16 protein-coding genes and 4 pseudogenes are annotated in these 23,695 nt (G+C 42.8%); 7 read left to right on the top strand and 13 right to left on the bottom strand.

Features of this window, described 5'->3' with window-relative positions; genetic code table 11:
* Nucleotides 1-81 precede the first annotated feature (81 nt).
* On the bottom strand, nt 82-1,881 hold the full coding sequence (locus KA717_31430; GenBank protein ID UXE60128.1) for an ABC transporter ATP-binding protein/permease: 1,800 nt from the start codon (nt 1,879-1,881) through the stop codon (nt 82-84).
* A gap of 201 nt (nt 1,882-2,082) precedes the next feature.
* On the opposite strand from KA717_31430, the gene KA717_31425 reads away from it, so the two are divergent.
* On the top strand, nt 2,083-2,424 hold the full coding sequence (locus tag KA717_31425; protein UXE60127.1) for a hypothetical protein: 342 nt from the start codon (nt 2,083-2,085) through the stop codon (nt 2,422-2,424).
* A 232-nt stretch (nt 2,425-2,656) separates the two neighbouring features.
* Here KA717_31425 and KA717_31420 read toward each other — a convergent pair whose 3' ends face one another.
* The 4 genes from KA717_31420 to KA717_31405 form a co-directional block, all read right to left on the bottom strand.
* Nucleotides 2,657-4,531, bottom strand: a complete 1,875-nt coding sequence (locus tag KA717_31420; GenBank protein ID UXE60126.1) for an iron uptake porin — start codon at nt 4,529-4,531, stop codon at nt 2,657-2,659.
* Between the two features lie 371 nt (nt 4,532-4,902).
* Nucleotides 4,903-6,330: a transposase gene (locus KA717_31415; GenBank protein ID UXE60125.1), complete on the bottom strand. Its 1,428-nt coding sequence runs from the start codon at nt 6,328-6,330 to the stop codon at nt 4,903-4,905.
* Nucleotides 6,331-6,422: 92 nt separating this feature from the next.
* Entirely contained in the window at nt 6,423-6,695 is a 273-nt protein-coding gene (locus KA717_31410; protein UXE60124.1) for a transposase, read from the bottom strand.
* Between the two features lie 172 nt (nt 6,696-6,867).
* Nucleotides 6,868-7,278, bottom strand: a complete 411-nt coding sequence (locus KA717_31405; protein UXE60123.1) for a hypothetical protein — start codon at nt 7,276-7,278, stop codon at nt 6,868-6,870.
* 127 nt (nt 7,279-7,405) lie between these two features.
* Here KA717_31405 and KA717_31400 point away from each other — a divergent pair, with 127 nt between their 5' ends.
* The gene (locus KA717_31400) at nt 7,406-8,314 is read left to right on the top strand and encodes an IS630 family transposase (GenBank protein UXE60122.1); all 909 of its coding nucleotides are present in this window, start codon (nt 7,406-7,408) and stop codon (nt 8,312-8,314) included.
* Nucleotides 8,315-8,760: 446 nt separating this feature from the next.
* Here KA717_31400 and KA717_31395 read toward each other — a convergent pair whose 3' ends face one another.
* The gene (locus KA717_31395; GenBank protein ID UXE60121.1) at nt 8,761-8,991 is read right to left on the bottom strand and encodes a hypothetical protein; all 231 of its coding nucleotides are present in this window, start codon (nt 8,989-8,991) and stop codon (nt 8,761-8,763) included.
* A gap of 956 nt (nt 8,992-9,947) precedes the next feature.
* Between KA717_31395 and KA717_31390 the strand changes: the two genes are divergently transcribed.
* From KA717_31390 to KA717_31380, 3 genes and pseudogenes are all read left to right on the top strand, one after another.
* Nucleotides 9,948-12,476 (top strand): glycogen/starch/alpha-glucan phosphorylase, encoded by a 2,529-nt coding sequence (locus KA717_31390; protein UXE64827.1) that lies wholly within the window; start codon nt 9,948-9,950, stop codon nt 12,474-12,476.
* A gap of 127 nt (nt 12,477-12,603) precedes the next feature.
* The gene (locus tag KA717_31385; GenBank protein ID UXE60120.1) at nt 12,604-13,560 is read left to right on the top strand and encodes a protochlorophyllide reductase; all 957 of its coding nucleotides are present in this window, start codon (nt 12,604-12,606) and stop codon (nt 13,558-13,560) included.
* 322 nt (nt 13,561-13,882) lie between these two features.
* Nucleotides 13,883-14,281: pseudogene (locus KA717_31380) on the top strand (IS1634 family transposase).
* A 283-nt stretch (nt 14,282-14,564) separates the two neighbouring features.
* Here KA717_31380 and KA717_31375 read toward each other — a convergent pair.
* The 7 genes and pseudogenes from KA717_31375 to msrA all read right to left on the bottom strand — a co-directional run bounded on the left by KA717_31375 (nt 14,565) and on the right by msrA (nt 19,935).
* Nucleotides 14,565-14,948: pseudogene (locus KA717_31375) on the bottom strand (transposase).
* Nucleotides 14,949-15,155: 207 nt separating this feature from the next.
* Nucleotides 15,156-15,533 (bottom strand): annotated as a pseudogene (locus KA717_31370) (transposase).
* A gap of 16 nt (nt 15,534-15,549) precedes the next feature.
* Entirely contained in the window at nt 15,550-16,725 is a 1,176-nt protein-coding gene (locus KA717_31365) for an IS4 family transposase (GenBank protein UXE60119.1), read from the bottom strand.
* Between the two features lie 17 nt (nt 16,726-16,742).
* Nucleotides 16,743-16,937: a transposase gene (locus KA717_31360; GenBank protein ID UXE60118.1), complete on the bottom strand. Its 195-nt coding sequence runs from the start codon at nt 16,935-16,937 to the stop codon at nt 16,743-16,745.
* 202 nt (nt 16,938-17,139) lie between these two features.
* Nucleotides 17,140-18,137 (bottom strand): annotated as a pseudogene (locus KA717_31355) (IS5 family transposase).
* Nucleotides 18,138-18,444: 307 nt separating this feature from the next.
* A complete protein-coding gene (locus tag KA717_31350) occupies nt 18,445-19,272 on the bottom strand; it encodes a CPBP family intramembrane metalloprotease (GenBank protein ID UXE60117.1) in 828 nt (275 codons plus the stop codon).
* A 3-nt stretch (nt 19,273-19,275) separates the two neighbouring features.
* On the bottom strand, nt 19,276-19,935 hold the full coding sequence (gene msrA, locus KA717_31345; protein ID UXE60116.1) for a peptide-methionine (S)-S-oxide reductase MsrA: 660 nt from the start codon (nt 19,933-19,935) through the stop codon (nt 19,276-19,278).
* Nucleotides 19,936-20,118: 183 nt separating this feature from the next.
* Between msrA and KA717_31340 the strand changes: the two genes are divergently transcribed.
* Together KA717_31340 and KA717_31335 are read left to right on the top strand one after the other, a co-directional pair.
* Nucleotides 20,119-20,841, top strand: a complete 723-nt coding sequence (locus tag KA717_31340; GenBank protein ID UXE60115.1) for a heme oxygenase (biliverdin-producing) — start codon at nt 20,119-20,121, stop codon at nt 20,839-20,841.
* 576 nt (nt 20,842-21,417) lie between these two features.
* A complete protein-coding gene (locus KA717_31335; GenBank protein UXE60114.1) occupies nt 21,418-23,676 on the top strand; it encodes an FUSC family protein in 2,259 nt (752 codons plus the stop codon).
* Nucleotides 23,677-23,695: the final 19 nt, after the last annotated feature.

Genomic DNA, 23,695 nt, shown 5'->3' with positions numbered 1-23,695 from the left:
TGAAAATAACAGAGCTAATTAATTGATAGTTAATAATGGATAGTTGATAATTATCCCTTGTCAATTGTCCATTATCCCTTGTCAATTGTCCATTGAAATAGGACTTTCGCCGGTTTGAACCTGCCACAATCCCGCATAAACCCCTTGTTTGCAGAGAAGATCTTCATGGAGTCCTTGCTCGATAATTTGCCCTTTTTCTAGGACATAAATCCAATCCGCATGACGAATGGTGGAAAGACGATGGGCGATCGCGATCGTGGTGCGATTTTGGGTAATGCGATCTAGGGAACGGACAATGGCAGCTTCCGTTTCATTATCCACCGCAGAAGTAGCTTCATCAAGAATGAGAATAGGGGGATTTTTCAGAACGGCCCTGGCGATCGCTAACCGTTGCCGTTGACCCCCCGATAACTTTTGACCCCGTTCTCCCACAATGGTGTCGTAACCGTAGGGTAAGTTCAAAATGAAGCGATGAGCCTCAGCAGTTTCTGCCGCCGTTACAATCTCATCCACTGTGGCATCAGCTTTGCCATAGGCAATATTGTCTCGGACTGTCCCGTGAAACAGAAAAACATCCTGACTCACTAACCCCATACTGCGCCGCAGATCCCCTAGCTGAATTTCTTGAATATCTATGCCATCGAGATAAATGGTTCCCGCTTGAATTTCATAGAATCTGAGCAACAATTTCACTAATGTACTTTTCCCCGATCCGGTTGACCCAACAATGGCCGTGGTTTTACCGGCGGGAATGGTGAGGGAAAGATTTTGCAAAACAGGCTGATAATCTTGATAGGCGAAGGTAACTGCCCGCAATTCTAGATCACCCCGAATTTGGGATGGTAAAAGCGACAAATGACCGGATGGAATGGCGATCGGGGTTGCTAACAGTTTCATTACCCGTCTTGTCGAAGCCATTGCCCGTTGATATAAATCTAAGGTTTTGCCTAAATCCGTCAGGGGCCAGAGCAATCGTTGGGTTAGAAAGACCAACATACTATAGCTGCCCACTGCCAATTTGCCGCTCACCACCTCCAAACCACCAAAATAGAGAATGGCCGTAAATCCCGTTAAAATGACGATGCGAATGATGGGAACAAAGGCGGAACTTAAGGCGATCGCCAATTGATTACTATAACGATAGGCTTCACTTTCTTGCTTTAATCGGTCTAATTCATAGGCTTCAGTGGTAAAGCTTTTAATCGTCATAATGCCACTCAAATTATTGGCTAACCGACTATTGAGTAAACTGACTTTTTCCCTGACTAAAGCATAACGAGGAGTTAGAAAAGATTGAAAACCAACGGCTCCGATTAAAATGAAAGGAATAGGCAGCATTGCCATCCAGGCAATATTAGGGGTAAAGAGAAAGAAAACACCACCAATCACAATCACGGTGGTTAATACCTGCAAAATATCATTAGCACCCACATCCAAAAATCGTTCTAGCTGGTTAATATCATCGTTAAGAATTGATAACAAACCACCCGTACTGCGCTCTTCAAAATAGGCTAATTCTAAATTTTGTAAGTGATCATAGGCCTCCAACCGTAAATCATGTTGAATATTCTGGGCTAAATTGCGCCAGAGACGTTGGTAAGCATATTCAAACAGGGATTCTAACCCCCAAATTAAGGCCGAAAGTAACGTTAAAAAGAGTAATTGTCCGGCAATATCTTTAATGCCGATCTGGGCAATCCAGGAATTGTGTTGCTGGATCACCACATCCACTGCCATACCAATGAGGGCCGGAGGAGCCAAATCAAAAAGCTTATTCAGAATAGAACAGGCTACCGCCTTCCAAAAATCGTCTCGATAGGCTCGGCTGTAGATCAATAGTTGCTGTAAAGGTGAGGTGAGCTTAGAGAAAGAGTCAGACACAGTTAGAAATAAAATATGGAGATGAAGACCCAGACATCTGGTTATATTAACTCAAACCCGGCTCTAGAGTATTTGATCTTATTCATTGTCGCGCATACTGTACTGTAAAGAAAAATCAAGGTGATTTGCATTCCTTCGGTTGAGTAAGTGTTGTTGGAATCCCGAATAGGCTAGGATACAAATAGTCACTAGGATTTAACAATGGTAGAACGTCCAATCAAAAAGTCTGATCGTCCAGCTAATTCAGATACTAGCAACGGTACGCCCCCTCAGCCGTCTAGAGAGGAGCGTCAGGATCGTTCTGCTCGTGGAAGAGATAAGGGTAAAGGAAAAAAGGGTTCCCGCGAAGACAAAACTCCGCAAATCGTCAATCCAGCTTTGGCTAGACCCCCTAAACCAGGTAAAGCAAAGGCTCCTATTGTTCTTCCTGAAGCGGAAACGACAGAAATTCTCTCAGAAACTGAGGCGACAGAAGTTGTTCCCGATGCTGAATCAACCGAAGTTCTTTCCGAAGTGGAAACGACAGACCCCACTATTGAGTAACAACTTATTTTTATCAAAGCAGCGATCGCTCCTGACTATTTTCTAGGATTTAAATAGCGATCGCCTAACAATCCTAAAAATAACTATTTGTAAACATCTCTCCAATGTTCTATTATTTTTAATGGTATTTTTTTTGATAACATTACACACAGACAAGGAGAGAGCCAAAAAACTCGCTGGATCTCCCTATAAAGAAAAATCTAGCGAGTGATATACAACTAATTACAGCGTTTTAGAACACAAAGGTTGTCCGCAGAGTACCAACCCAGATACTAGAGTTATTACCATTGGCTTCTGGATTAAAGATGACGTAGAAACCAGGTGTTAGGGTAATATTCTTGGCGACCGGATACCTGTACTGAGTTTCAATCTGATAGGGAGCATTGCGATCATTATTAATGGGATCACCCGGACGGTTGGTGACAGTGGGAGCGTAGGGCATTAAACCACCACCAATGGAGAGAACGGCTCCCTGGGTTCCTAAATCTAAGAAGGACAAAGCGGCATTCCATGTCCATAGATCAGCACCATAACCATTACGAGACACTTCATTCCGGTCTAAACCTGTCGCATAGGCATAAGCATAAGCCCCTGTGGCAGAAAGGTTCATGCCATCAGAAATACGCCAGTTGGCAGAGGCACCATAGCTATCCCGAACGGTTGGAGCACCAAAGAAGGGATCACGGGCGACGGCACTACCGGTTCCATTGACTAGATCAATGGTTTGTCCAGAGGTATAGTCCGCCGCAGAAGCACCCCGGAAATAGGAGTGGAGATAGGCAACGCCAATACCGAGAGTATCAGTGATATTCCAATCTAATTGGGTTCCAGTACTAAACTGGCCGTTAAACAGACCATTGCCATTCTCTGGATTGCCCACACGGGAAGACCCCCCTAGGCTAGAAGATAGGTTGGTAGAATCCGCTAGGTAGGCCGCTGTCAAAGCTAACTCTTTACTGAACTTATACTGAAATGCTGCACCAGCACCCGATGGCCCACGATAGAGCAGAGGGTTAAAGCGTCCATAACGACTTAATGAACCTAACTCACTACTGGACAAGTAGGGGTTATGAACATCAAAGACATCATCTAAATCTAAGCCGACAGCACCGACATGGACGACAATATTGCCCGCAACTGGAGTGCGATAAAAAAGTTTGCTAACATTAACACTGTTGGGGGTGGGACTGCCCAATGACCCTGTATAGTTGGTAGTATCCCAGCCGAGACGGGCCATACTAGTTCCCGTTGCTCCGGCCATGTTAGGCACATCTCCGGCTTCGAGTCGGGTACGCAGTCGGTCTTTCCCCGTAAAACTGGTGTCAAAGTTAAGACGAACGCGATCGCTGAGAGTGGTATTTTCATCAACCGGCGTTTTTTGGGGATTACGCCCAGCCGCTTGGTTATTATTAAAAGTAGTCTGCTGTCGCCAGTTCAGGGCCTTATCATTACCAAATTGATCGGTAACAGCAATAATAACATTGGCGTTTAACTTGGTCGTCGTCGAGAATTGGTGATCTTCGAGGTAAGAAGTCCGAGCTTCGAGGTTATCCACCCGTGCTCCTAGGGCCGCTAATTCCTGTTCAAATTGTTGGGCAAGGGCTTTGAGTTTGTCGATATCTTCCCGAATAACTGCCACGTTTTCTTGTAATAAACGCTCCATGACGTTCATACAAGCATTTAGACCGGCGGCAAATTCCCAACGAGAGAGGGCGCGATTCCCTCGGAAGGTACGGTCTGGATAGCCGACAATACAACCATAACGTTCAACCAAACTTTTTAAAGCTTCATAGGCCCACTCGGTGGGTTGTACGTCTCGCAGTTCAGAAACACTGGTTACTTGAGACATTCCCTGCTCACCATTGGGAGCAGCATTAAAGGTTTTTAAATTCTGACGGTGACGAATTAACTCTAGAGCATCAGCTTGAGTTGCCAAGGCTGGCATCGCTGCGGGAGCAACCTCTTGGGTCGGGGTTGCAAGATTTTGCGTTTGAGATACATCGACATTATCTTCAGAAGCAGCCATTGCCCCTTGGGTGGCTAAGAAGGAAGCTCCTAGCACCACTGGTATTACTTTGGCAGTCTGCCATAGTACTTTTTTCATCATTTTAATCCTCACACCTATCAATAGTTCTAGGTTGGCATATTCACTAGACCCATTACAAGTCTATGTGTTTTAAGTAACACATTTTAATGAACAGTTGTATGATTCAGTCAGTCAACTTGCTCAAAGTCAAATATCCCAAAAATATTATAATGGGTTTTGCTTAAAATTCAAGGGGCTTGATTATCTTTACTTGATAAGCTCCCATCACCTTGAAATGGCTAGAAGTCTTGATATCTCAAGCGGTTTAGGGGAGTTAATCTTTTGTTAACCAAAATTTTATTGATGGTTAAGCTTTGATTAATCACCCCAAATTATCATAGGTTTTCCGATCTGGACAGTGGGAAGTTTATGGATGGCAGAGAAGGTAATGACTATGCGGCCAAAGTAAGTCTATCAGGACTTGGAAAAGGGTCAAGTTTAGCGGCAAGGAATTTAGGCAAAAGCAGACTAGGTGGACTTTGAGGAAAAATCATTGGGGCTTGATGTTGGATGGCTAGTTGAGCAATGCGTTCACTAGGATAGCCATGGGAGGGTAGAGTCCGAAACCAGCGAGGGAAATTAGCCCAAATCCCCTGGGGTAACTCTAAGGAAAGAATTTGAAGTAAGCCGAGAACAATGACATGAAGATTAACAAAACGCTCAAAGGCTTCTACTTTGTTTAAAATCTGAGTCTGAACAGTTTGGGGATAGTCAGGGAGGATAAGATTGCTAGGCCAGGTCGGTAAAGTAGGAAGAGCCTTAAGCCAAAAACGATAGGCAAAGCCGCCCAAAAGATGGATTAATTGACGAAAAGTGACTTCAATCTTAAATCGGAGACCGTAAGCGGCAATAATCTCAGGTCCAGTCAAACAGAGGTCAGTAGAAAGCAGAATCAGTCTTTGTCCGTTGGGCAATTGGGTGAGGACAAACTTAACGAGCTGATGGGGACTATCCCAGTGGAACTCAAAGCACTGATAAGAAACGGAGACTTGTTGACCATAGAGCCAGACTTTAGCGGTGGGAAAATCCTCCACAAGAGCAAACAGGCTTTCTAGTTTTATTGAACTCCCCCAAAGCCGTGGTCGTCCTTTCCCCCTCAAGGTCGGAACGGAAGAAAAGGGAGCATATGCCACTGTAGAGCAACGCACTCGGGTGATGAGATGCAAGGCATTTTGGCGAAAACTTTTGAGCACTGCTCCACAAGCGAAGTAAGCATCCAAAATCACATAGCTTCCCGCCTCTGCGTAGGTAGTGCAAAGCTCCCCCATTTTCGTGACTAGAGTAGTCTTCTCTTTTTTGCTGCCTTTTTTCCCTTCCTTTGCCGTTGCTTTGGACTTGATGCCATCGTCTAGCCGCAACACTAAGGGCAAGGCAAAGCAGGCTTTTCCTGCTCCCACCAAAACACTCAAGGCATTGAAGTAATGCCCCCTTATCCATTCTGGCTTCGCCACATTTCCGGATTCTTGGTGTAGTCGTTTTACCCCTGGCATCTTGCGCCCTTCTTTCCCCACTTTGATTCCATCCCCCACATACACTCGTTTTTCCTTGATTCGATATAGATTTTCATGCTGACTTACCCACTTCGACCATCCCAAGGTCAGTCCTTTGACGTTAAATGCCTTGGATTCAAACCAATGTAGTGCCTGATGGTAGTAGCTCTCTGTTAACCCTAAGGCATTGACATAGCTTGTTATTGCGCTCGGTTGGCTGTTGAGCACTACTCCCCAGGCTAATAGGATAAACCATTGGTACGTTGCTTCTCGGCTAAAGGCGGGACGGAGATTCTCTAGGATTTGCTCTAGTCGCTGACATAGTTGCATAATTGATAGATAGCACTGGCTATCGATTTTCTATATCAGCCAGTTTCGGACATAACGGCACTCTTGGGTATCGCATGTCCGATTTTCTTTTCTCACTTACCCTGCTCGAGAACTTCCCACTGTCCAGTTCCGATCGCAAAACTGGATTCATTTAAGCTGGAAAGACAAGGAAATTCAAGGTGGGATAGGTTGGTGTCAGACAATTCTCGATTTAAGCCTAATTCTTTTCGTTTCCATCCATTAATCATTGTTGGATGAATTTCATATTGACTGGCTAATTCAGATACCGTTTTCTCTCCTCGAATTGCTTCTAAGGCGACTTTGGCTTTGAACTGGGCTCCATACTGTTTTTTCTTGTTGCTCATAGCTCTCCTGAGTTCGATTTAGAGCTTACACTACTGTCCAGTTTTGGGGGGCCACCTCATAAAACTCCTTGGGGGTGGAGGCAGTTGCTATAGAGCAGAAACCTAAATTGTGAGGTTTAGGAATCTTCGCCGTTCTACGGCCGAGAGGATGTCAAAACTCAATCCTTTGACTTTAGAACGATAAAGATAACCAACGTCGTACTTGATTTCGACATCGTTCCCACCAGGTCGGTTTGGGCAAATCCCCTAAATTTGTCCATTCTTGAACAACTTGTTTCCCCAAAGGAGTTAAGCGAAAGCTATCCGTGATGCCCTGTCCATCCACTTCTCGGCGCAGTAAACCGACTTTAATTAGCCATGACAACTCTGACTCTACCCGTCTTTCTGAAAGACCATTGAGGGTAAAGCCCTTATCAACTCCTGACTGATGAGCAATGAGAGGTAACGGAACACTCTCGCTGACCATGCTGATAAACAAAGCTAAACGAAAAGGAGAACAAGCCAAGGCACGTTGAGCACGTTTTTGGGTTGTCTCAGAATAGGATAGAACAGGGGCTTTAGGCGTTATGGTGGAAAAGTTCATCGCAAGCAAGATGGCTCTTCAGGTTAGAATCTATAACTATACGTCTGATGTGAGTTAAAATAACCTAGTAGGCTTGGGCGTGAATAGAGCTACCATTTAGGGAGAACTTAAAACAGAGGATAGGACAATGCCTAGATTAGCACCAACGCCACTGCACCTAAGCGAACTGGAGCGAGAGCAACTGCAACATTTGGTCAATCGGCACAGTACTTCCCAGCAAATTGTCCTCAGAGCCAAGATTATTCTACAAGCCGATGCTGGACAGAATCATCGAGAGATTGGTCGCGCCCTTAACATCAGTCGAGATATGGCCCGACTATGGCGCAATCGTTGGCTAGAGCTGAGTGGCAAGCCCCTGTCGGTGGTGGAGCGATTAACGGATGCACCTCGACCGGGAGGTCCCATGACCTTTAGCTTAGAGCAGATTCTTCAGTTATTTGCGATAGCTTGTGAGCCACCGGCGGATTATGACCGACCGCTCAGTCATTGGACAGCGCGGGAACTGGCGGATGAAATGCTCAAACAAGGCATTGTTGAGAGCATCTCCCCTCGCCATGTGGGACGATTGCTGGCGGAAGCCGACTTGAAACCACACCAATCGCAATATTGGTTAAATCCTCCCCCCGACCCTGAGTTTGATGAGAAAGTTAGTGACATTTGTCAGACCTACCTGAGTGCAATGGAGCGAGCAGAACAGGGAGAACAGACAATTTCCATTGATGAGATGACCGGCATTCAAGCCTTGGAACGAAAGGCTCCTGCCCAACCAATGCGACCTGGCAAACCAGAAAGGCGAGAATTTGAGTATATTCGTCACGGCACCCAGACGTTAATTGCCAGTTTTAATGTGGTTTCAGGTCAGATTGCCCAAGCCAGTGTGGGAGACACGCGCACTGAGATAGACTATCTCAATCATGTTCAACAGTTGGTTGCCAGTGACCCAAAGACTGTCAAGTGGCACCTGCTGATGGATTGCTTGAACACCCATCAATCAGAATCACTAGTAGGCTTGGGTGGCGCAAGTCGAAGGACTTGAGACCGACTTGGGCATCAAAGGAAAATCAGGCATTCTCCAATCAATGCAAAGCCGTTCTGAATTTTTGCGAGAGCCCAGTCATAAAATTGTCTTCCACTTCACCCCCAAGCATTGCTCTTGGCTCAATCAAATTGAGATGTGGTTCAGTATGCTGATGAGAAGGAATACCAATTGATAATTTGCCCTTTAAATCGGAGGCATTCTAACTGAACAAAGCAGCGAATGGCACAAAAGATATGAGTCCTTATCGCCCGACTTTCTCTCACTTGAAACCTCTCAATATTACACACTTGTTTTAAGGCGCGATGATACTCCTCAATTCCCCAATGTTGGTCATGAATTTTCTGGAATTCTCTCCAGGTGATTGAGTCCAGTTTATCTAAATTGGGGACGAACATCACGTAGTAACGAATTTCGTTTTTGAGAACCGTTCTAAATACCTTGACTCATCCCACTTGTTTGAGATAAACAATTAAGCCATCTTGAGGAATATCTAAAGTTTGAACTTGAACATATTTAGTTTCTAGTTCAACCGAGACTAAACGATTTGCTTCCAAAGCGAACAATCCCTGAAAGTCCTTGTCTTTAATGGTATTCAGGTTGTTTTTCGAAGCATACCAACTATCTCCTGTGGCTGTCTCTGCCTTCAGTCCCCAAGCTTTTACTTCTGCCAACATCTCTAAGAAATATTCATGTTTTGTCTTTCCCTCCTGTTTATTAACGATTCGATAATTGACAGGAACTGACAATCCCTGCCCGTCGGTCTAATATAGGGTAACCACGTTTATACCCTTGACTACCTTTTTGTGTTTACCTGAGTAAAAGTAATCGATTAACTCAGCCTTGGCTTGGTTACTATAAGGCCTGTCAATTACCGTGTCATCTACACTGAGTGTTCCGCCTTCTAGTTCAATTTGCGGAGCCACTTCATCAAATAAATCCTTGGGTGTATAGTCCTCTCGCCACAAGAACCGATTGATACTGTCATGAGATAAATTGCCCAGAATTTGAGCTAACCGAACACAGCTTACATATTTAGGCTCACAGAGCAAAAATAAGGTATAAATAGCCCTATTACATTTAGCCGTTGTTGGCTTAGTAATGTTTCTCATGGCTTTGTTCGGTAAAAAGAGACACCCTTATGTCAGGAAATCAGATCGGAGAGGATTTTGTCAAGAGTTCAGAGAAAATTGTATCTAAAGCTACCAAAACTAAATTATGCACATTTTAGTCTTTTTGTCAATGCGTAAGTTCTGTGATCAGCAATTCCAAATTCAAAACTTGATAGCTCTGAAAACCTTACACCAAGAGGACTTTACAATTCTTGACAATTTGGTGAATCGCTGAAACGACGCAAAATCGTTCTGAATTTATTTTTGCTGTTCTGTGATTCAGGGCGAACGCATCTTATTTTTGAAAGGTAGGCTGGATAAGGGTTTCCGAGATCATGATTGATTTTTTATGAAACGCTGAAAGTCTTATCAGATAAGGAGTCTAGAATTTAGATGCGTTTGCCCTGTTCTGTGATTGTATAAATTCTTTATCTTTTTTCTAGGTACGTTATCTAGAGGGAGTTGGTAGCATAGGACTGAGATTGTCCTTGATTCCGCCTAAACTTTTTCTGGATAGCCCCATGAATTTACCTACAACCAATCCTCTCATTCAAGTTGAAGACGATCGCACTGGTTTGAGTATCGAAACCTTAAGACGGGCCTTAGCGGATAATCTGTTTTATCTACAAGGGAAGTTTCCCCTGATTGCCAGCCGTCATGACTGTTATATGGCCCTGGCCTATACCATCCGCGATCGCCTTTTACAACGCTGGTTAAATACGGCTCAAACCTATCTGAGTGACGATAATAAAGTAGTTTGCTATTTATCGGCCGAATTCTTGGTCGGGCCACACCTGGGCAATAATTTAGTGAATTTAGGTTTGTATGAACAGGTTAAACAGGCTGTCACTGATTCCGGATTAGATCTCGAAGAACTGATTCAGATAGAAGAAGAACCTGGTCTCGGCAATGGTGGCCTGGGTCGATTGGCGGCTTGTTATATGGATTCCCTGGCTACCTTGGAAATTCCGGCGATCGGTTATGGTATTCGCTACGAATTTGGGATTTTTGACCAGGAAATTCGGGATGGTTGGCAGGTTGAGATTACCGATAAATGGTTACAGTACGGCAATCCTTGGGAATTAGCCCGTCCAGAAGCAGCCGTACAGGTTGAACTAGGGGGTCATACAGAATCCTATAAAGATAATCAGGATCAGTATCGAGTGCGTTGGGTTCCGGGCCATGTGATTAAAGGCATTCCTTACGATACGCCGATTTTAGGTTACAAAGTGAATACGGCCAATACGATGCGCCTATGGCGAGCTGAAGCCGCAGAATCCTTTGATTTTCAACGCTTTAATGTGGGGGATTACTACGGAGCCGTTAACGAAAAAGTGGCCTCCGAAAATTTAACCAAGGTGCTTTATCCCAATGATGAACAACTTCAAGGCAAGGAATTGCGGCTCACTCAGCAATTTTTCTTTGTTTCCTGTTCCCTTCAGGATATGATCCGTCTCCATTTAGCGGAACAGCCTAGTTTAGATAATTTCCATGAACATTCTGCGATTCAACTCAATGATACTCATCCCGCCATTAGTGTGGCTGAATTGATGCGTTTGTTGGTAGATAAACATTTTTTTGATTGGGATAAGGCTTGGAACATTACTCAAAAATCCCTGGGCTATACCAACCACACCCTTTTACCGGAAGCCTTGGAAAAATGGCCCCTGAGTTTGTTTGGTTCACTTTTACCGCGCCATTTGGAAATTATTTACGAAATTAATCAACGTTTTCTAGATGAAGTCCGCATTCGTTATCCAGGAGATGGGAATAAATTGGCCCGGCTTTCTTTAATTGATGAAAGTGGGGAAAAGTATGTGCGGATGGCTCATTTAGCCTGTGTGGGTTCCCATGCCATTAATGGGGTAGCTGCCTTGCATTCTGAGTTACTGAAGGAAACGATTCTCAAGGACTTTTATGAACTCTGGCCGGAAAAATTTAGTAATAAGACCAATGGGGTTACGCCCCGTCGTTGGTTACTTCTCAGTAATCCTCGTCTTAGTCAATTAATTACCGAGAAAATTGGCGAAAATTGGGTTAAGAATCTTTACGAATTAAAACAATTAGAATTTTTTGCCGAAGATAGTCATTTTCAGGCACGATGGCAAGACATTAAAAAAGCCATCAAACAGGATCTAGCTGCTTATATTAAGCTCAACAATGATTTAGTTGTTGATCCTGATTCTCTATTTGATGTTCAGGTTAAACGCATCCATGAATATAAACGGCAGCATCTCAGTGTTTTACACATTATTAGTCTCTATCTACGTCTGAAAAATAATCCTAATCTGGAGATTCCACCCCGTACTTTTATCTTTGGGGGTAAAGCGGCTCCAGGATATGTGATGGCGAAGTTGATTATTAAATTGATTAATGCAGTGGCAGAAGTGGTCAATCGAGATCCAGCCATCGGCGATCGCCTTAAAGTGGTCTTTTTAAATAATTACAACGTTAAACTAGGACAACGGGTGTATCCGGCGGCGGATCTCTCAGAGCAAATTTCAACGGCAGGAAAAGAGGCTTCTGGCACAGGTAATATGAAGTTTTCCATGAATGGAGCCTTGACGATTGGTACTCTTGATGGCGCGAATGTGGAAATTCGGCAAGAAGTGGGGAGCGAAAACTTTTTCCTCTTTGGTCTGACCACGCCTGAAGTGGCTCAACTCCAAGCAACGGGCTATCATCCCTGGGATTACTATCAAGGGAATGAGGATCTCAAAGGCGTGATTGATCTGATTAATTCCGGTTTCTTTGCTCATGGTGATACCGAACTATTCCGTCCCCTCACCGAGAATTTGCTTCATCAAGATCCCTATTTTCTCTTAGCAGATTACCAATCCTATCTAGACTGTCAGGAAAAGGTTAGCCAGGCTTACCAAGATCCCCAGCATTGGACAAAAATGGCGATTCTCAATGTGGCTCGGATGGGTAAATTTTCCAGCGATCGCTCCATTCGGGAATACTGTCAGGAAATTTGGAACATAGAATCAGTGCAAATTGAGTTACAGGATATCTGCCCCGATGGTCAGTGTTTGCTGGTTCGCCCCTAATCCCAGACTGCTAGGAATCGTAACCATTGATTAGAATCGGGGCTGGAAAAAGAACCGAAATCAGGTTCAATCCTGTGCGATCCTAGTTAGTAAAGTGTTCTGAATAATAATCTAGGAGTTTAAGAAAATGACCCAAACTGTCATTGTTACTGGGGCCTCATCGGGGGTCGGTTTATATGCAGCTAAGGCCCTAGTTGAAAGGGGCTGGCACGTTATTATGGCTTGTCGTGATGTCAACAAAGGTCAAAATGCAGCCGTTGACCTAAATTTTCCCCAGGGCAGCTATACCGTTATGCTGCTAGACTTAGCTTCCCTAGAAAGTGTTAAACGGTTTGTTAATAATTTTCGGGTTTTGGGCAGACCGCTTAATGCCTTGGTCTGTAATGCCGCCGTCTATTTACCGTTACAAAAGCAGCCTCTACGCAGTCCCGAAGGCTACGAATTATCGGTAGCGACCAATCATTTAGGGCATTTTCTCCTGTGTAATTTACTGCTCGAAGACCTCAAACAATGTCCTGGTGATGATAAGCGTTTGATTATCCTGGGGACTGTCACCGCCAATAGCAAGGAACTCGGCGGTAAAATTCCCATTCCGGCTCCCCCTGATCTTGGTAAATTGGAAGGGTTTGAAGCGGGTTTTAAGGCTCCGATCGCCATGATTAATGGCGAAAAGTTTAAATCGGGTAAAGCCTACAAAGATAGTAAGCTCTGTAATATGTTAACGGCGCGGGAACTTCATCGTCGTTTTCATCAGGAAACGGGAATTACCTTCAGTTCGCTTTATCCAGGTTGTGTGGCTGATACGCCCCTTTTCCGCAACCATTACCCTCTTTTCCGTACCATTTTCCCCTGGTTCCAGAAAAATATTACGGGCGGCTATGTCACCCAAGAATTATCAGGGGAACGGGTAGCTGAGGTGGTTGCCGATCCTGAGTTTAAAGATTCGGGTGTGCATTGGAGTTGGGGCAATCGTCAAAAAGCAGGTCGGGAGGCTTTTGTCCAGGAATTATCGGCGGAAGGTAGTGATGATGCCAAGGCCAGAAAGCTCTGGGATTTAAGCAAAAAACTAGTTGGTCTTGTCTAATTCTGCATACTTAAATTGATCGGCGATCGCTTTTTCCTGGTTGAGAAAGGAAGGGGTGATCGCATTTTGAACAGGTGCGACCTTTTCTTGATAAAAGCTGGTGTAATCAGGGTTCTACAGGGAACCCATATTGATCAAGTTTTGCCCAAAATTGACTCCATCATTCCTTGGTCAATACCAAAGCTCGTAGGCTCAAAATAATTCTACCTGTAAATAATTCGTTGATAGATTATCCTGTGAAACGGTACGATAGGGCTTTCGAGCTCGCGTCAGATGTAATCAACGAAAATTTTACAGCAAGAATCAGTTAGATAAAACCTCGTTGAGCGATGAGCAAATGCTTGTCCACTACAAGCAACAGCAAGGGGTTGAGCGGGGTTTTCGCTTTCTTAAAGACCCTCTGTTTTTTGCTTCGAGTGTTTTCCTCAAAACCCCTGAGCGGATTATGGCATTGACTTTCATTATGCCGTTGTGTTTGTTGGTGTACAGCTTGGGGCAACGTAAACTGAGACAGGCTCTGGCAGAGCAGGAGGAGACTGTGCCTAATCAGTTGGGAACGCCGACTCAACCTCCGACTCTGCGTTGGATTTTTCAGACTTTGAGGGGGATTCATTGGGTTGTACTGGATAATTGTCCCCAAATTATCAATCTCACGCTTGAGCGAGAGAGGCTTTTAGGCTTTTTTGGGGCTACTACTTGTCAGTATTATCTTTTGTCATAGGTGCTTTTCTTATTTTCTTTGTTCTTCTTTTATGTACGGAATATGGGTTGAAGGCTTCGGGACTGAGTATGTAATTAGGGCTTGCTGAAAAAGTCAAAAAACGAAAGAAATGTGGGTTAGGGAAGTATGGACTGAAAAAGCATAGATAACTTATCCTTATGGAAACAAATCAAAATACAGATTTTGTTTAATCTATTGTTCCTTTCTGTCTAAAAAGGTCAACACAAATCACTCCTCACAAAAGAGAGGAAAATTAACACCATTTTTCACAAGAAAAACGACTCTACAACTTTTTACTTTTTGTCTTCTGAAGTAGAGTAGAAAGATTCATTACCAAAAAGTTCATCGCAATTACCGTTTCCGAGGTCTCAGGTAGTTTGGCCATCACTCGACCAAGACTAAATTTCCTCTTTCCCTGTCCGAATTTACCCTCAATGGCATTACGCACTCTTTCATCTGAGCGTGCCTCTTTCTTTTTTTCTTTGCTCACCTCTTTCGGCGGTCTTCCCAATCGGGGACCACTCATTCTTATATCCCTTTCTTTACAATAAGCTCGATTCGCTTTTGTTCGATAGATTTTATCCACATGAACCGATTCCGGATAACATCCTGTTTCCCTTTTATATTCTTCTATTCGCGCTTGTAAATCTCCCGATTCGTTGTAATTAGGGCTTGCTGAAAAAGTCAAAAAACGAAAGAAATGTGGGTTAGGGAAGTATGGACTGAAAAAGCATAGATAACTTATCCTTATGGAAACAAATCAAAATACAGATTTTGTTTAATCTATTGTTCCTTTCTGTCTAAAAAGGTCAACACAAATCACTCCTCACAAAAGAGAGGAAAATTAACACCATTTTTCACAAGAAAAACGACTCTACAACTTTTTACTTTTTGTTTTCTTTTTTGTCTTCTGAAGTAGAGTAGAAAGATTCATTACCAAAAAGTTCATCGCAATTACCGTTTCCGAGGTCTCAGGTAGTTTGGCCATCACTCGACCAAGACTAAATTTCCTCTTTACCTGTCCGAATTTACCCTCAATGGCATTACGCACTCTTTCATCTGAGCGTGCCTCTTTCTTTTTTTCTTTGCTCACCTCTTTCGGCGGTCTTCCCAATCGGGGACCACTCATTCTTATATCCCTTTCTTTACAATAAGCTCGATTCGCTTTTGTTCGATAGATTTTATCCACATGAACCGATTCCGGATAACATCCTGTTTCCCTTTTATATTCTTCTATTCGCGCTTGTAAATCTCCCTGACTTTTCCCGTTAAGTGCGGATTGCAAGCTGCCAGCCTTGGCAAAGGTCATGCAACTTCAACCAACCGCGCCAAAGGACTTGGATACCGAGAGGAGTTTTACGACGATGTTCAAGATAACCACCAAGAAAAGCAACAGACTCGACAGCCCAAGCAACAGTCAAAATAGGGGGAAGTTTTTGAGAGGCGGCTGCTTTTAACACCTGAAGTTGAAGAGGATTAAGAATTTCAATCGCGAGAGCATCGGGCTGGGTACGATGAAGATAAGTAACGTGTAAAAGTTCAACAGCAATGACACTTAAAAAACCCAAAAGAGTTTTCATTCCATCAGAGGCAAGTCGATAACGCTCACTCTGACAACCAGACTTAAGGACTTTATGAAATTCTTCAACCCGCCATCGGTAGGTGTACCAACGAAGAATAGTGACAGCCATCTCAATAGTCTCAACAACTTCTGTAGTCAGAAGCATCCAAGATAAAGGAGTTTCGCCTTCGGGACAATCGATTTCTGTCGCATAAACAGCATAGACATTCAACGGGTCACGATTATCAAAACGATAGGGAGTTCGTAGATTAACTGAGCAAAATCGGACGGCAAGCTTAACCTTCCGTGCTTTTCTTTTTCCTGTACTCGGAATCTCGATTTCTTGATGAAAACGAATCGGTTCTGATTCCAAATGTTGCCAAAGTCGTTCACTATTTTTGTCTAAACTACGATTATGAGACGCTCTGACCAGCACTCCTGTATGCTTGAGTTGACGCACTGAGTCAAAGACTTCTGAAACATCTCCTTCTCTGTCAAATACATGAATTACCCTCGTTGAACTTTCTACCTGTTTCTCACAGGTGTTTAGAGCCTCTACCCATTTGTAGGATTCTTTTTCCTCAAATGGTCTTTGACGAGCTGCTTTTCTTTGTTCTTTCTGTCTTTCTTTTTTCTGCTTCGCCGTTTCATCTGTTGGGGGCTTTTCTTTTACCTCCCTATTCCACAGTTTTTGCCATAATAAACCTAATACTTGTCCTTTTTCTGGCTCAATTGCTAAAGCACTATGCAGTATTAATCCATTCCCTCCTTTTCCAGTCGGCCCATACCCTTCCCTTTTTTCCTTGATATTGCGATAATCTAAGAAGGTCGTATCTCCGACTGATAGCATTATCTTATATTCTTCTACGGCGGCAGTTGTCATTTCACAGTGCGGCTCTATTATCTTGACAAAGTCTGTTTTCGGATTCCCAAAAATTCATAGGCCCTCTTTAACTCGTTTCCTCCCTTAAACACTTCTGATAAGGCTTTTCCAAACCCCTCACTTAACTTTTTCCCAATCGAGAAGGCACGATTGTTTAGCCTCTCGTCTCCCAATTCACAACTGGCAAAGTTTTTTGTCCACCATTCCAACATTTTTTGACCTGCCCTTTAAGATTTTCTCCATTTTACAGTCTCATACTCCCTTCATCCTTTGTTTTTGAAATTTGAACGATAAGCGGGATGATGGCTTCAGAATATTTTTTTCCTGTCAAGAGAATCATTACTCAAACCCTTGCCAGATAAAGCCTCTAGAAGTTTGCATTGCTGGATTTTGGACTTAACGGGAAAAGTCAGGTAAATCTCCCGATTCGTTGTAATTATCCCAACTTAATTTGTCTAAGAAGACAAAGCCATTCACATTACTTGCCGATATTTTAGCTCCAAACTCTACTGCTTTTCCCGCTTTTCCACGCACTATTGGACGCACGTGAGGTTGGCTTACACTCACAATTCTGTTTTCTACTTTATTTGTCTTTTTTTCATACATTTCTAAATGTTGCTCATACACTTTTCCTATCGTTACAAGCTCTTCTTGCTCTTTTTTCGTTAGTTTTTCTAACTTTGCTCCCTCTTCTATCATTTTTTCTATATGAGACAAGTTTCTTTTTATATATCCTAGTTGTTTTTTTGTTCCTTTTCTTCTTTCTTTTTTTGACACACGACGTTTTTTTGCTATGGCTAAGTACTCTTTTCTTGCCACTTCCCTATAAGTCCTCGGCTTTTCTTTCCTTTTCTCTTTTATTTCTTCATACAGCTTATCTATTATTTTTTCTGTTTTTTCTCTGGCATCATTCAATATTCCTATATCCGTTGGATATTTTATATCTGCTGGTGTACAAGTCGCATCTAACAATAACTTTCCTTCATTTTCTTTTTTTTCTGACGCTACACCCGTCGCTTTTTTTCTATTTCTTTATTAATTTTATTTATTAATTCCATTCCTATTTTTTTACGAAAATGAACCATCATTGACGCATTAAATGCTTCTTTGCTACTATAGCTTTCCATTCCTATAAAGTACTGTAAATAAGGGTTCTCTTTTATTTGTTCTACTGTTTCTCTGTCACTTTTTCCTGAAATTTCTTTGATAATTAATGCTCCTAATGCCATTCTAAATGATTTGGCTGGGGCTCCTTTTTTTTCTGTGAAGTTTTTTGCATATTCTTCCTCATATTCTTCCCAGGGAATCATTTTTGACATTTCTATCCAACGATTTTCTTCGTCTAACTGCCCGCCGAACAGATTTTTCAAGTTTTCTGGTGTTTCAATTGAGTACTGTTGCTTTCGGTACATCTGCTTTCTCTCTTCTTAATGCAATGGTTTTGAGGCATTCTACCCTATTTTCGTGCATTCTAGCGGTTCTTAATTCGCCTACTATTTTTCTCCGTAAAGGTTTCAGCTTTTTTCAGCAAGCCCTAATTAATTTTGCATGATCACTTACTGTCCAGTCTGCGGAAGGTGACATTCAGAAGAACAAATATGAGGCTCTTTATCTACGAGACAAGCTTTTTGCTTTAGGGTGCGCCCAGAGTCACTCTTTTTTTGTTCTTCTTGAGGTTAGGATAACTCTTTTCCCTACACTTCCAACATACAAGGGTGTTTAACTAACAGTCTTAGTCTTGCCCATCCAAATTCCTAATAAACTCAAAAAAATAATCCCCATGCTCCCTGCCAATGGATTTTGATCAATGCCTGTCACCCAATTAGGCACTTGCTCTGTATAATCAATTAAGTGACCAATATTAAAAATATAATAACTCCAGACCAAACCACCATGAATACCAATACAAATTCCTAAACGTTGTTGATGAGCGCGTTTTGCTAAAACCAGGGCCGTACCTAATAAAAATAATGCTGGAAATTGGGGGAATGTTCGGATTATTTCTCCCCAGGGTTTAAGGAAATGAAGAATAGCAAACAAAAATCCATTTAAAATCAAAGCTTTTTGATGTGTATAATCTCGCTCTAATTCCGTTAGTAACCAACCTCGAAAAAATAATTCCTCTGCAAAACCAACCCCTAAACCCGTTAAACTTCCTTCCAGAACAATTTTTAACAAAAACTGATCTGAAGCTTGGATTTTTACCCAACCCAACAGAGATTCCGTGATAAATAAAGCTAGGGTAAATAATAGCCCAATACTTAAACCTTTTAATATCTCTAACCCATTTTGTCTAGTTCCCTCTAAACCATAAAAAGCGAAGGGCTGCTGCGTTCCGTAAACACGGCGACTCCAAAACCGCAACAAGAGTAAAAAGACTCCAAACAGGAGAAGCATCGTTACAATTGAGGCTAGGTTGGCATCACTTTTGAAAACTAAATACAGAGGAGCAGCGATCGGTAGCCAAAGAGCCAATAAAAAGGCAATAAAAAGACCCAGCCGTCGAGGGGCAGAGAATTTAGCAACGGCGGGCCAATCTATGTTCAAACCTTAAGCACTCACACCAACGGGTAAAGGACAGCTAACATTCGTTCCCCCTAGTCCACAGTAACCATTCGGATTTTTGGCTAGGTACTGCTGGTGATAATCCTCTGCATAGTAAAATTCGGGCGCGTCCAGAATCTCGGTGGTAATTTTTCCGTAACCCGATGCTTGTAAGGCTTGTTGATACATTCCCTTAGAAGCTTCAGCCTGCTGTTTTTGACTAGCTGAATAGGTATAAATTCCTGAACGATACTGGGTTCCTGTATCATTGCCCTGGCGCATTCCCTGGGTAGGATTATGGCTTTCCCAGAATACCTTTAACAGTTCCCCATAGCTAATGATTTTGGGGTCAAAAACCACCAGTACAACCTCATTGTGGCCTGTTAAACCAGAGCAAACTTCCTGATAGGTGGGATTCGGGGTATAACCGGCCGCATAACCAACTACTGTACTGTAAACCCCTGCTAGTTGCCAAAATTTCCTTTCTGCGCCCCAAAAACAACCGAGGCCAAACATTGCGACTTCTAAGCCATCGGGAAAGGGAGGCTTAAGGGGATGTCCATTGACAAAGTGAGTTGCAGGAACCCGCATCGCCGTTGTCCGTCCGGGGAGTGCATTGGAAGGGTTGGGCATGGCCGTCTTTTTGCCAAGTCCGAAAAGTGCCATAGCTGATTGATCTCGCAAGCCTGAAAGAACTATGACTAGTGTAACGAATTGACTGCTAATTTGTAAAAAAACTTAATAAAAATTCTCATCAAAGCAGTTTACCCTAGAACATTAGGCGAATTTTTTTAAAACTCTCTCATAAGCCTCCTATTCAGTTCACCTAAGACCCAGGATATTTTAAACATGAGCGTCAATTTAGCCACTCAGTTACGCGAAGGGACAAAAAAATCCCATTCGATGGCAGAAAATGTTGGTTTTGTAAAATGTTTTCTTAAGGGTGTGGTCGAAAAAACATCCTACCGTAAATTGGTCGGCAATCTCTACTTTGTCTATGGTGCAATGGAAGAAGAGATGGATAAGTTACAGGATCATTCGATTGTCTCCAAAATCTATTACGCTGAACTCAATCGTAAACAAAGCCTAGAGAAAGATCTGCTGTTTTACTATGGCCCTAACTGGCGACAAGAGGTAAAAATTTCCGCAGCCGGTCAAACCTATGTGGATCGCATCCATGAAATTGCCCAAACCAATCCTGAATTGTTGGTAGCTCATTCCTATACTCGCTATTTGGGCGATCTCTCTGGTGGTCAAATTCTCAAGAAAATTGCTCAAAATGCCATGAATCTACAGGATGGCGGTACCGCTTTCTATGAATTTGCGGATATTCCTGATGAGAAAGCTTTTAAGAATACTTATCGTCAAGCAATGAATGATCTGCCCATAGATCAAGCAACGGCCGATCGCATTGTGGAAGAGGCGAATGCGGCTTTTGGTATGAACATGAAAATGTTTAATGAACTTGAAGGCAATTTAATTAAGGCGATCGGGATTATGCTCTTTAATTCTGTGACCCGTCGTCGTAGTCAGGGTAGCACAGAGGCAGAACTGGCTACGGCTGAACAATAAATCGAATGATGGTAGGCTTCATAGTCTTGCCCTCATAAGAAAAGGATGGGAGTTTGGAAACTCAGCGTCTTTAGACCTGAGAGGAAAAACGACTCAGGGGAATTTATTCCCCTTGCGCTATAATTTAGGTGTGAGTAGGAACAACTATCTACGCATTGAACCCTCCTAGTGTGGTGAAATCCCAGCTAATCGAGTAAGCCTATTGAGAGGTGACACAGACAATGGCAAGCAATGGCAGGTGGGGGAGCGTACCAAACTGGCTGAGTGATGGACTCTGAAAACAAGCAAAAAAAGAAAGGTAAACACAATGGCAGCACCGCGAGGTAGTTGTTTTGAGTGATAGAGGTGCTTTGACTACACCTTTGAGGCTCAAACTTTGGGCTATTCAAGAATCTCAGTGTTTTCAGACCTGAGAGTGTCAATAAGTCCTCTAGGGGTTAACCCAATTACGATCCTGAAGATGGGATGGCTATGCAATGGTTATCTTGTTTTCAGGATTGTTGTTTTTAGCGGTTGTAAATGAGAAGACTGTTCATTTAATTTAACGTAGTTAGATAGCTTGCTGATGGGTGGTAAATGCTGATTAAGCGGTTTGCGTTTCTATTACGTCCCGGTGGAAAAATCGAAATTACTAGGGGCATTCGGACATTGATGGCGATGGCCATTCCGAGCTTGCTAGGTCTGGTACTACATGAACAACAGGACTGGCTGACGATCACCCTATTTGCCCAGATTATGATGTTGGCGGATGTGGGAGGACTCTATGCTCAACGGGCAAAAACCCTGATAGGAACAACGGTTGGGGTTTTCCTAGCTTTATTTTTGGGAACTTTGGTGAGTGGCTCCCTCGGTTGGACGTTATTACTGGTATCAATAGGCTTATTTTTAGCGGGTTACTTAACGGTTTATGGTGAAAATGGAGGGGCTGCCGGAGTAGTTCTAGGTTTTACGCTGTTATTAGCCATTTCTTTGCCCCAGGGTGGTCTGGATACAGCCTTAATGCGATCGCTGTTAGGATTAATGGGAGGATTGTGGTCAATCTTTCTGGCCTTATTTATTTGGCCGTTTCAGCCCAATTATCCTTTACGTAAAGTTGTTGCTCAAAATTTTCAAGGTATTGCTCAACATCTCCAACGGGTATCAACGGTCAAACTGGATAGAGAACAAAATGATCAGTCTTTTGTTCAGGTTCGTCAATTACTTTTGAAATCCAGAGAGACCCTTACCTATACTCGTCTAGGCAGTTGGGGACACAATGATTTACGGGAATTGTTAATCGTTTTAATTGAAGATAGCGATCGCATTATGACGACGTTAACCGCTATGCGGGAGATTGTTACACTCCATTCTCTCCCCCAATTAGCAACCGTTGAAATTTTATTAGAAGATGTTTTAAAACAAGTTGCACTGATTTGTGAAGATATTGCTCAACTGATTTTAGGTAAACAGAAAAAGCCTGATTGCGATCGCCTCCAATTACTGATCAAAGCTCTCCAACAGCAATTACAACAGCAAACCTTGACTCAGGATGTGGATGACTATACCAGTTGGATTACGGTAGAACAATTAAATATTTGGCTAGAGAAATTACAATCTCAACTGCAATTAACGGTTCAAACCACCCAGGAACTTCAGCTTGGAGATAGTCATAAACAACCCATCGGAAATCGCGAAAAAATTGCCAAAATTTTATCTCGTCATAAATCTGAAATAAAAGCTTTAGGTATTAGCTCTAAACAGCCGTGGTGGGAACCTTTAAAAGAAAATTTTAGTATAGAATCGCCACTCTTTCGTCATGCTCTCCGTTTAAGTATAGGAGCCGTATTGGGTATTTTAATTTATACTTTATTGCCCATTCGACAGGGTTTTTGGATTGGTTTAACCCTCTTATTTGTCCTCAAGCCAGACTTTAGTTTGACCTTTCAACGCTTTTTCTCCCGTATTTTAGGTACGATCTTAGGGGTAGGAGCCGTTTATATTATTTTGGTGACGGTTCAAGATCCCCTTTGGCTAGAAATGATTGGCATTATTTCGATGGCGATCGCCATTTCCTTAATTCGTTTTCACTATAGTTTAGCCGTCTTTTTTATTACCGCTTTTGCCCTCATTTTGCATCAAATTTCTGGTCAAACATCTGGAAGCCTAGGCATCACTGACCGAATTGTTTGCACCTTGATTGGGGGAATTTTAGCCTTTTCTTTATCTTTTGGTTTGCTCCGTCAAAAAGAAGAATGGCGTTTTTCAACGGTTGCGATTACGGCTCTTAACAAAGTCAATCTCTATTTTCAAGCCGTGATGACAGCCTTTTTAGATAAAACCGTTTATCAAGTGGAGGAACTGCATCAGCGTCGTAACAAAGCCAGAATTGCTAATACTTGTTTGCAAACTGCCCTGGAACGTTTGATGGATGATCCCAGTACGCCTTTTGTCAAAATAGAACCTGCCATTACCTTAGCGAATTATATTCCCCGTTTAGGTCGAGGCGTTACCATTTTATTGACCCAATTAGAGCAGTATCGTGGCAGTGAAGCTCATCCCAATATTGCTTTATTTACTCAACAGGTGACAGAAGCTCTCACCATGCTGTCCCAGTCTTTACAAAATAATCAAAAACCGCTTCCCCTGCCAGCTTTAAATGAAACGGTACAAGACATTTTTTCTCACCTTCAAACTCTCCAGCAAGCCCGTTTAAGCGAAATTAGTAATCATCAAGATAGTCAACAATTACGCCCTTACCTTCGAGATTACAATATTGTCATTACTGAACTACGAGAAATTGTGCGACGTATTGAAGCTATCCAGGCCGCGATCGCCCGTTTTGAAGGGGACAGTTAGGACATAGTCGAAAAAATTC

The sequence above is a fragment of the Woronichinia naegeliana WA131 genome (assembly GCA_025370055.1).
In the GTDB taxonomy this organism is placed as follows: domain Bacteria; phylum Cyanobacteriota; class Cyanobacteriia; order Cyanobacteriales; family Microcystaceae; genus Woronichinia; species Woronichinia naegeliana.
Note: the sequence above shows the minus strand (reverse complement) of the source record. Positions and strands in the feature narration are given on the sequence as shown.

Coding starts and splice junctions, on each gene's coding strand:
- KA717_31385 (UXE60120.1), top strand. CDS start 12,604: ATGACCCAAACTGTCATTGTTACTGGGGCCTCATCGGGGGTCGGTTTA.
- KA717_31390 (UXE64827.1), top strand. CDS start 9,948: ATGAATTTACCTACAACCAATCCTCTCATTCAAGTTGAAGACGATCGC.
- KA717_31400 (UXE60122.1), top strand. CDS start 7,406: ATGCCTAGATTAGCACCAACGCCACTGCACCTAAGCGAACTGGAGCGA.
- KA717_31405 (UXE60123.1), bottom strand. CDS start 7,278: ATGAACTTTTCCACCATAACGCCTAAAGCCCCTGTTCTATCCTATTCT.
- KA717_31335 (UXE60114.1), top strand. CDS start 21,418: ATGCTGATTAAGCGGTTTGCGTTTCTATTACGTCCCGGTGGAAAAATC.
- KA717_31420 (UXE60126.1), bottom strand. CDS start 4,531: ATGATGAAAAAAGTACTATGGCAGACTGCCAAAGTAATACCAGTGGTG.
- KA717_31410 (UXE60124.1), bottom strand. CDS start 6,695: ATGAGCAACAAGAAAAAACAGTATGGAGCCCAGTTCAAAGCCAAAGTC.
- KA717_31365 (UXE60119.1), bottom strand. CDS start 16,725: ATGACAACTGCCGCCGTAGAAGAATATAAGATAATGCTATCAGTCGGA.
- KA717_31340 (UXE60115.1), top strand. CDS start 20,119: ATGAGCGTCAATTTAGCCACTCAGTTACGCGAAGGGACAAAAAAATCC.
- KA717_31395 (UXE60121.1), bottom strand. CDS start 8,991: ATGTTGGCAGAAGTAAAAGCTTGGGGACTGAAGGCAGAGACAGCCACA.
- KA717_31360 (UXE60118.1), bottom strand. CDS start 16,937: ATGTTGGAATGGTGGACAAAAAACTTTGCCAGTTGTGAATTGGGAGAC.
- KA717_31425 (UXE60127.1), top strand. CDS start 2,083: ATGGTAGAACGTCCAATCAAAAAGTCTGATCGTCCAGCTAATTCAGAT.
- msrA (UXE60116.1), bottom strand. CDS start 19,935: ATGGCACTTTTCGGACTTGGCAAAAAGACGGCCATGCCCAACCCTTCC.
- KA717_31415 (UXE60125.1), bottom strand. CDS start 6,330: ATGCAACTATGTCAGCGACTAGAGCAAATCCTAGAGAATCTCCGTCCC.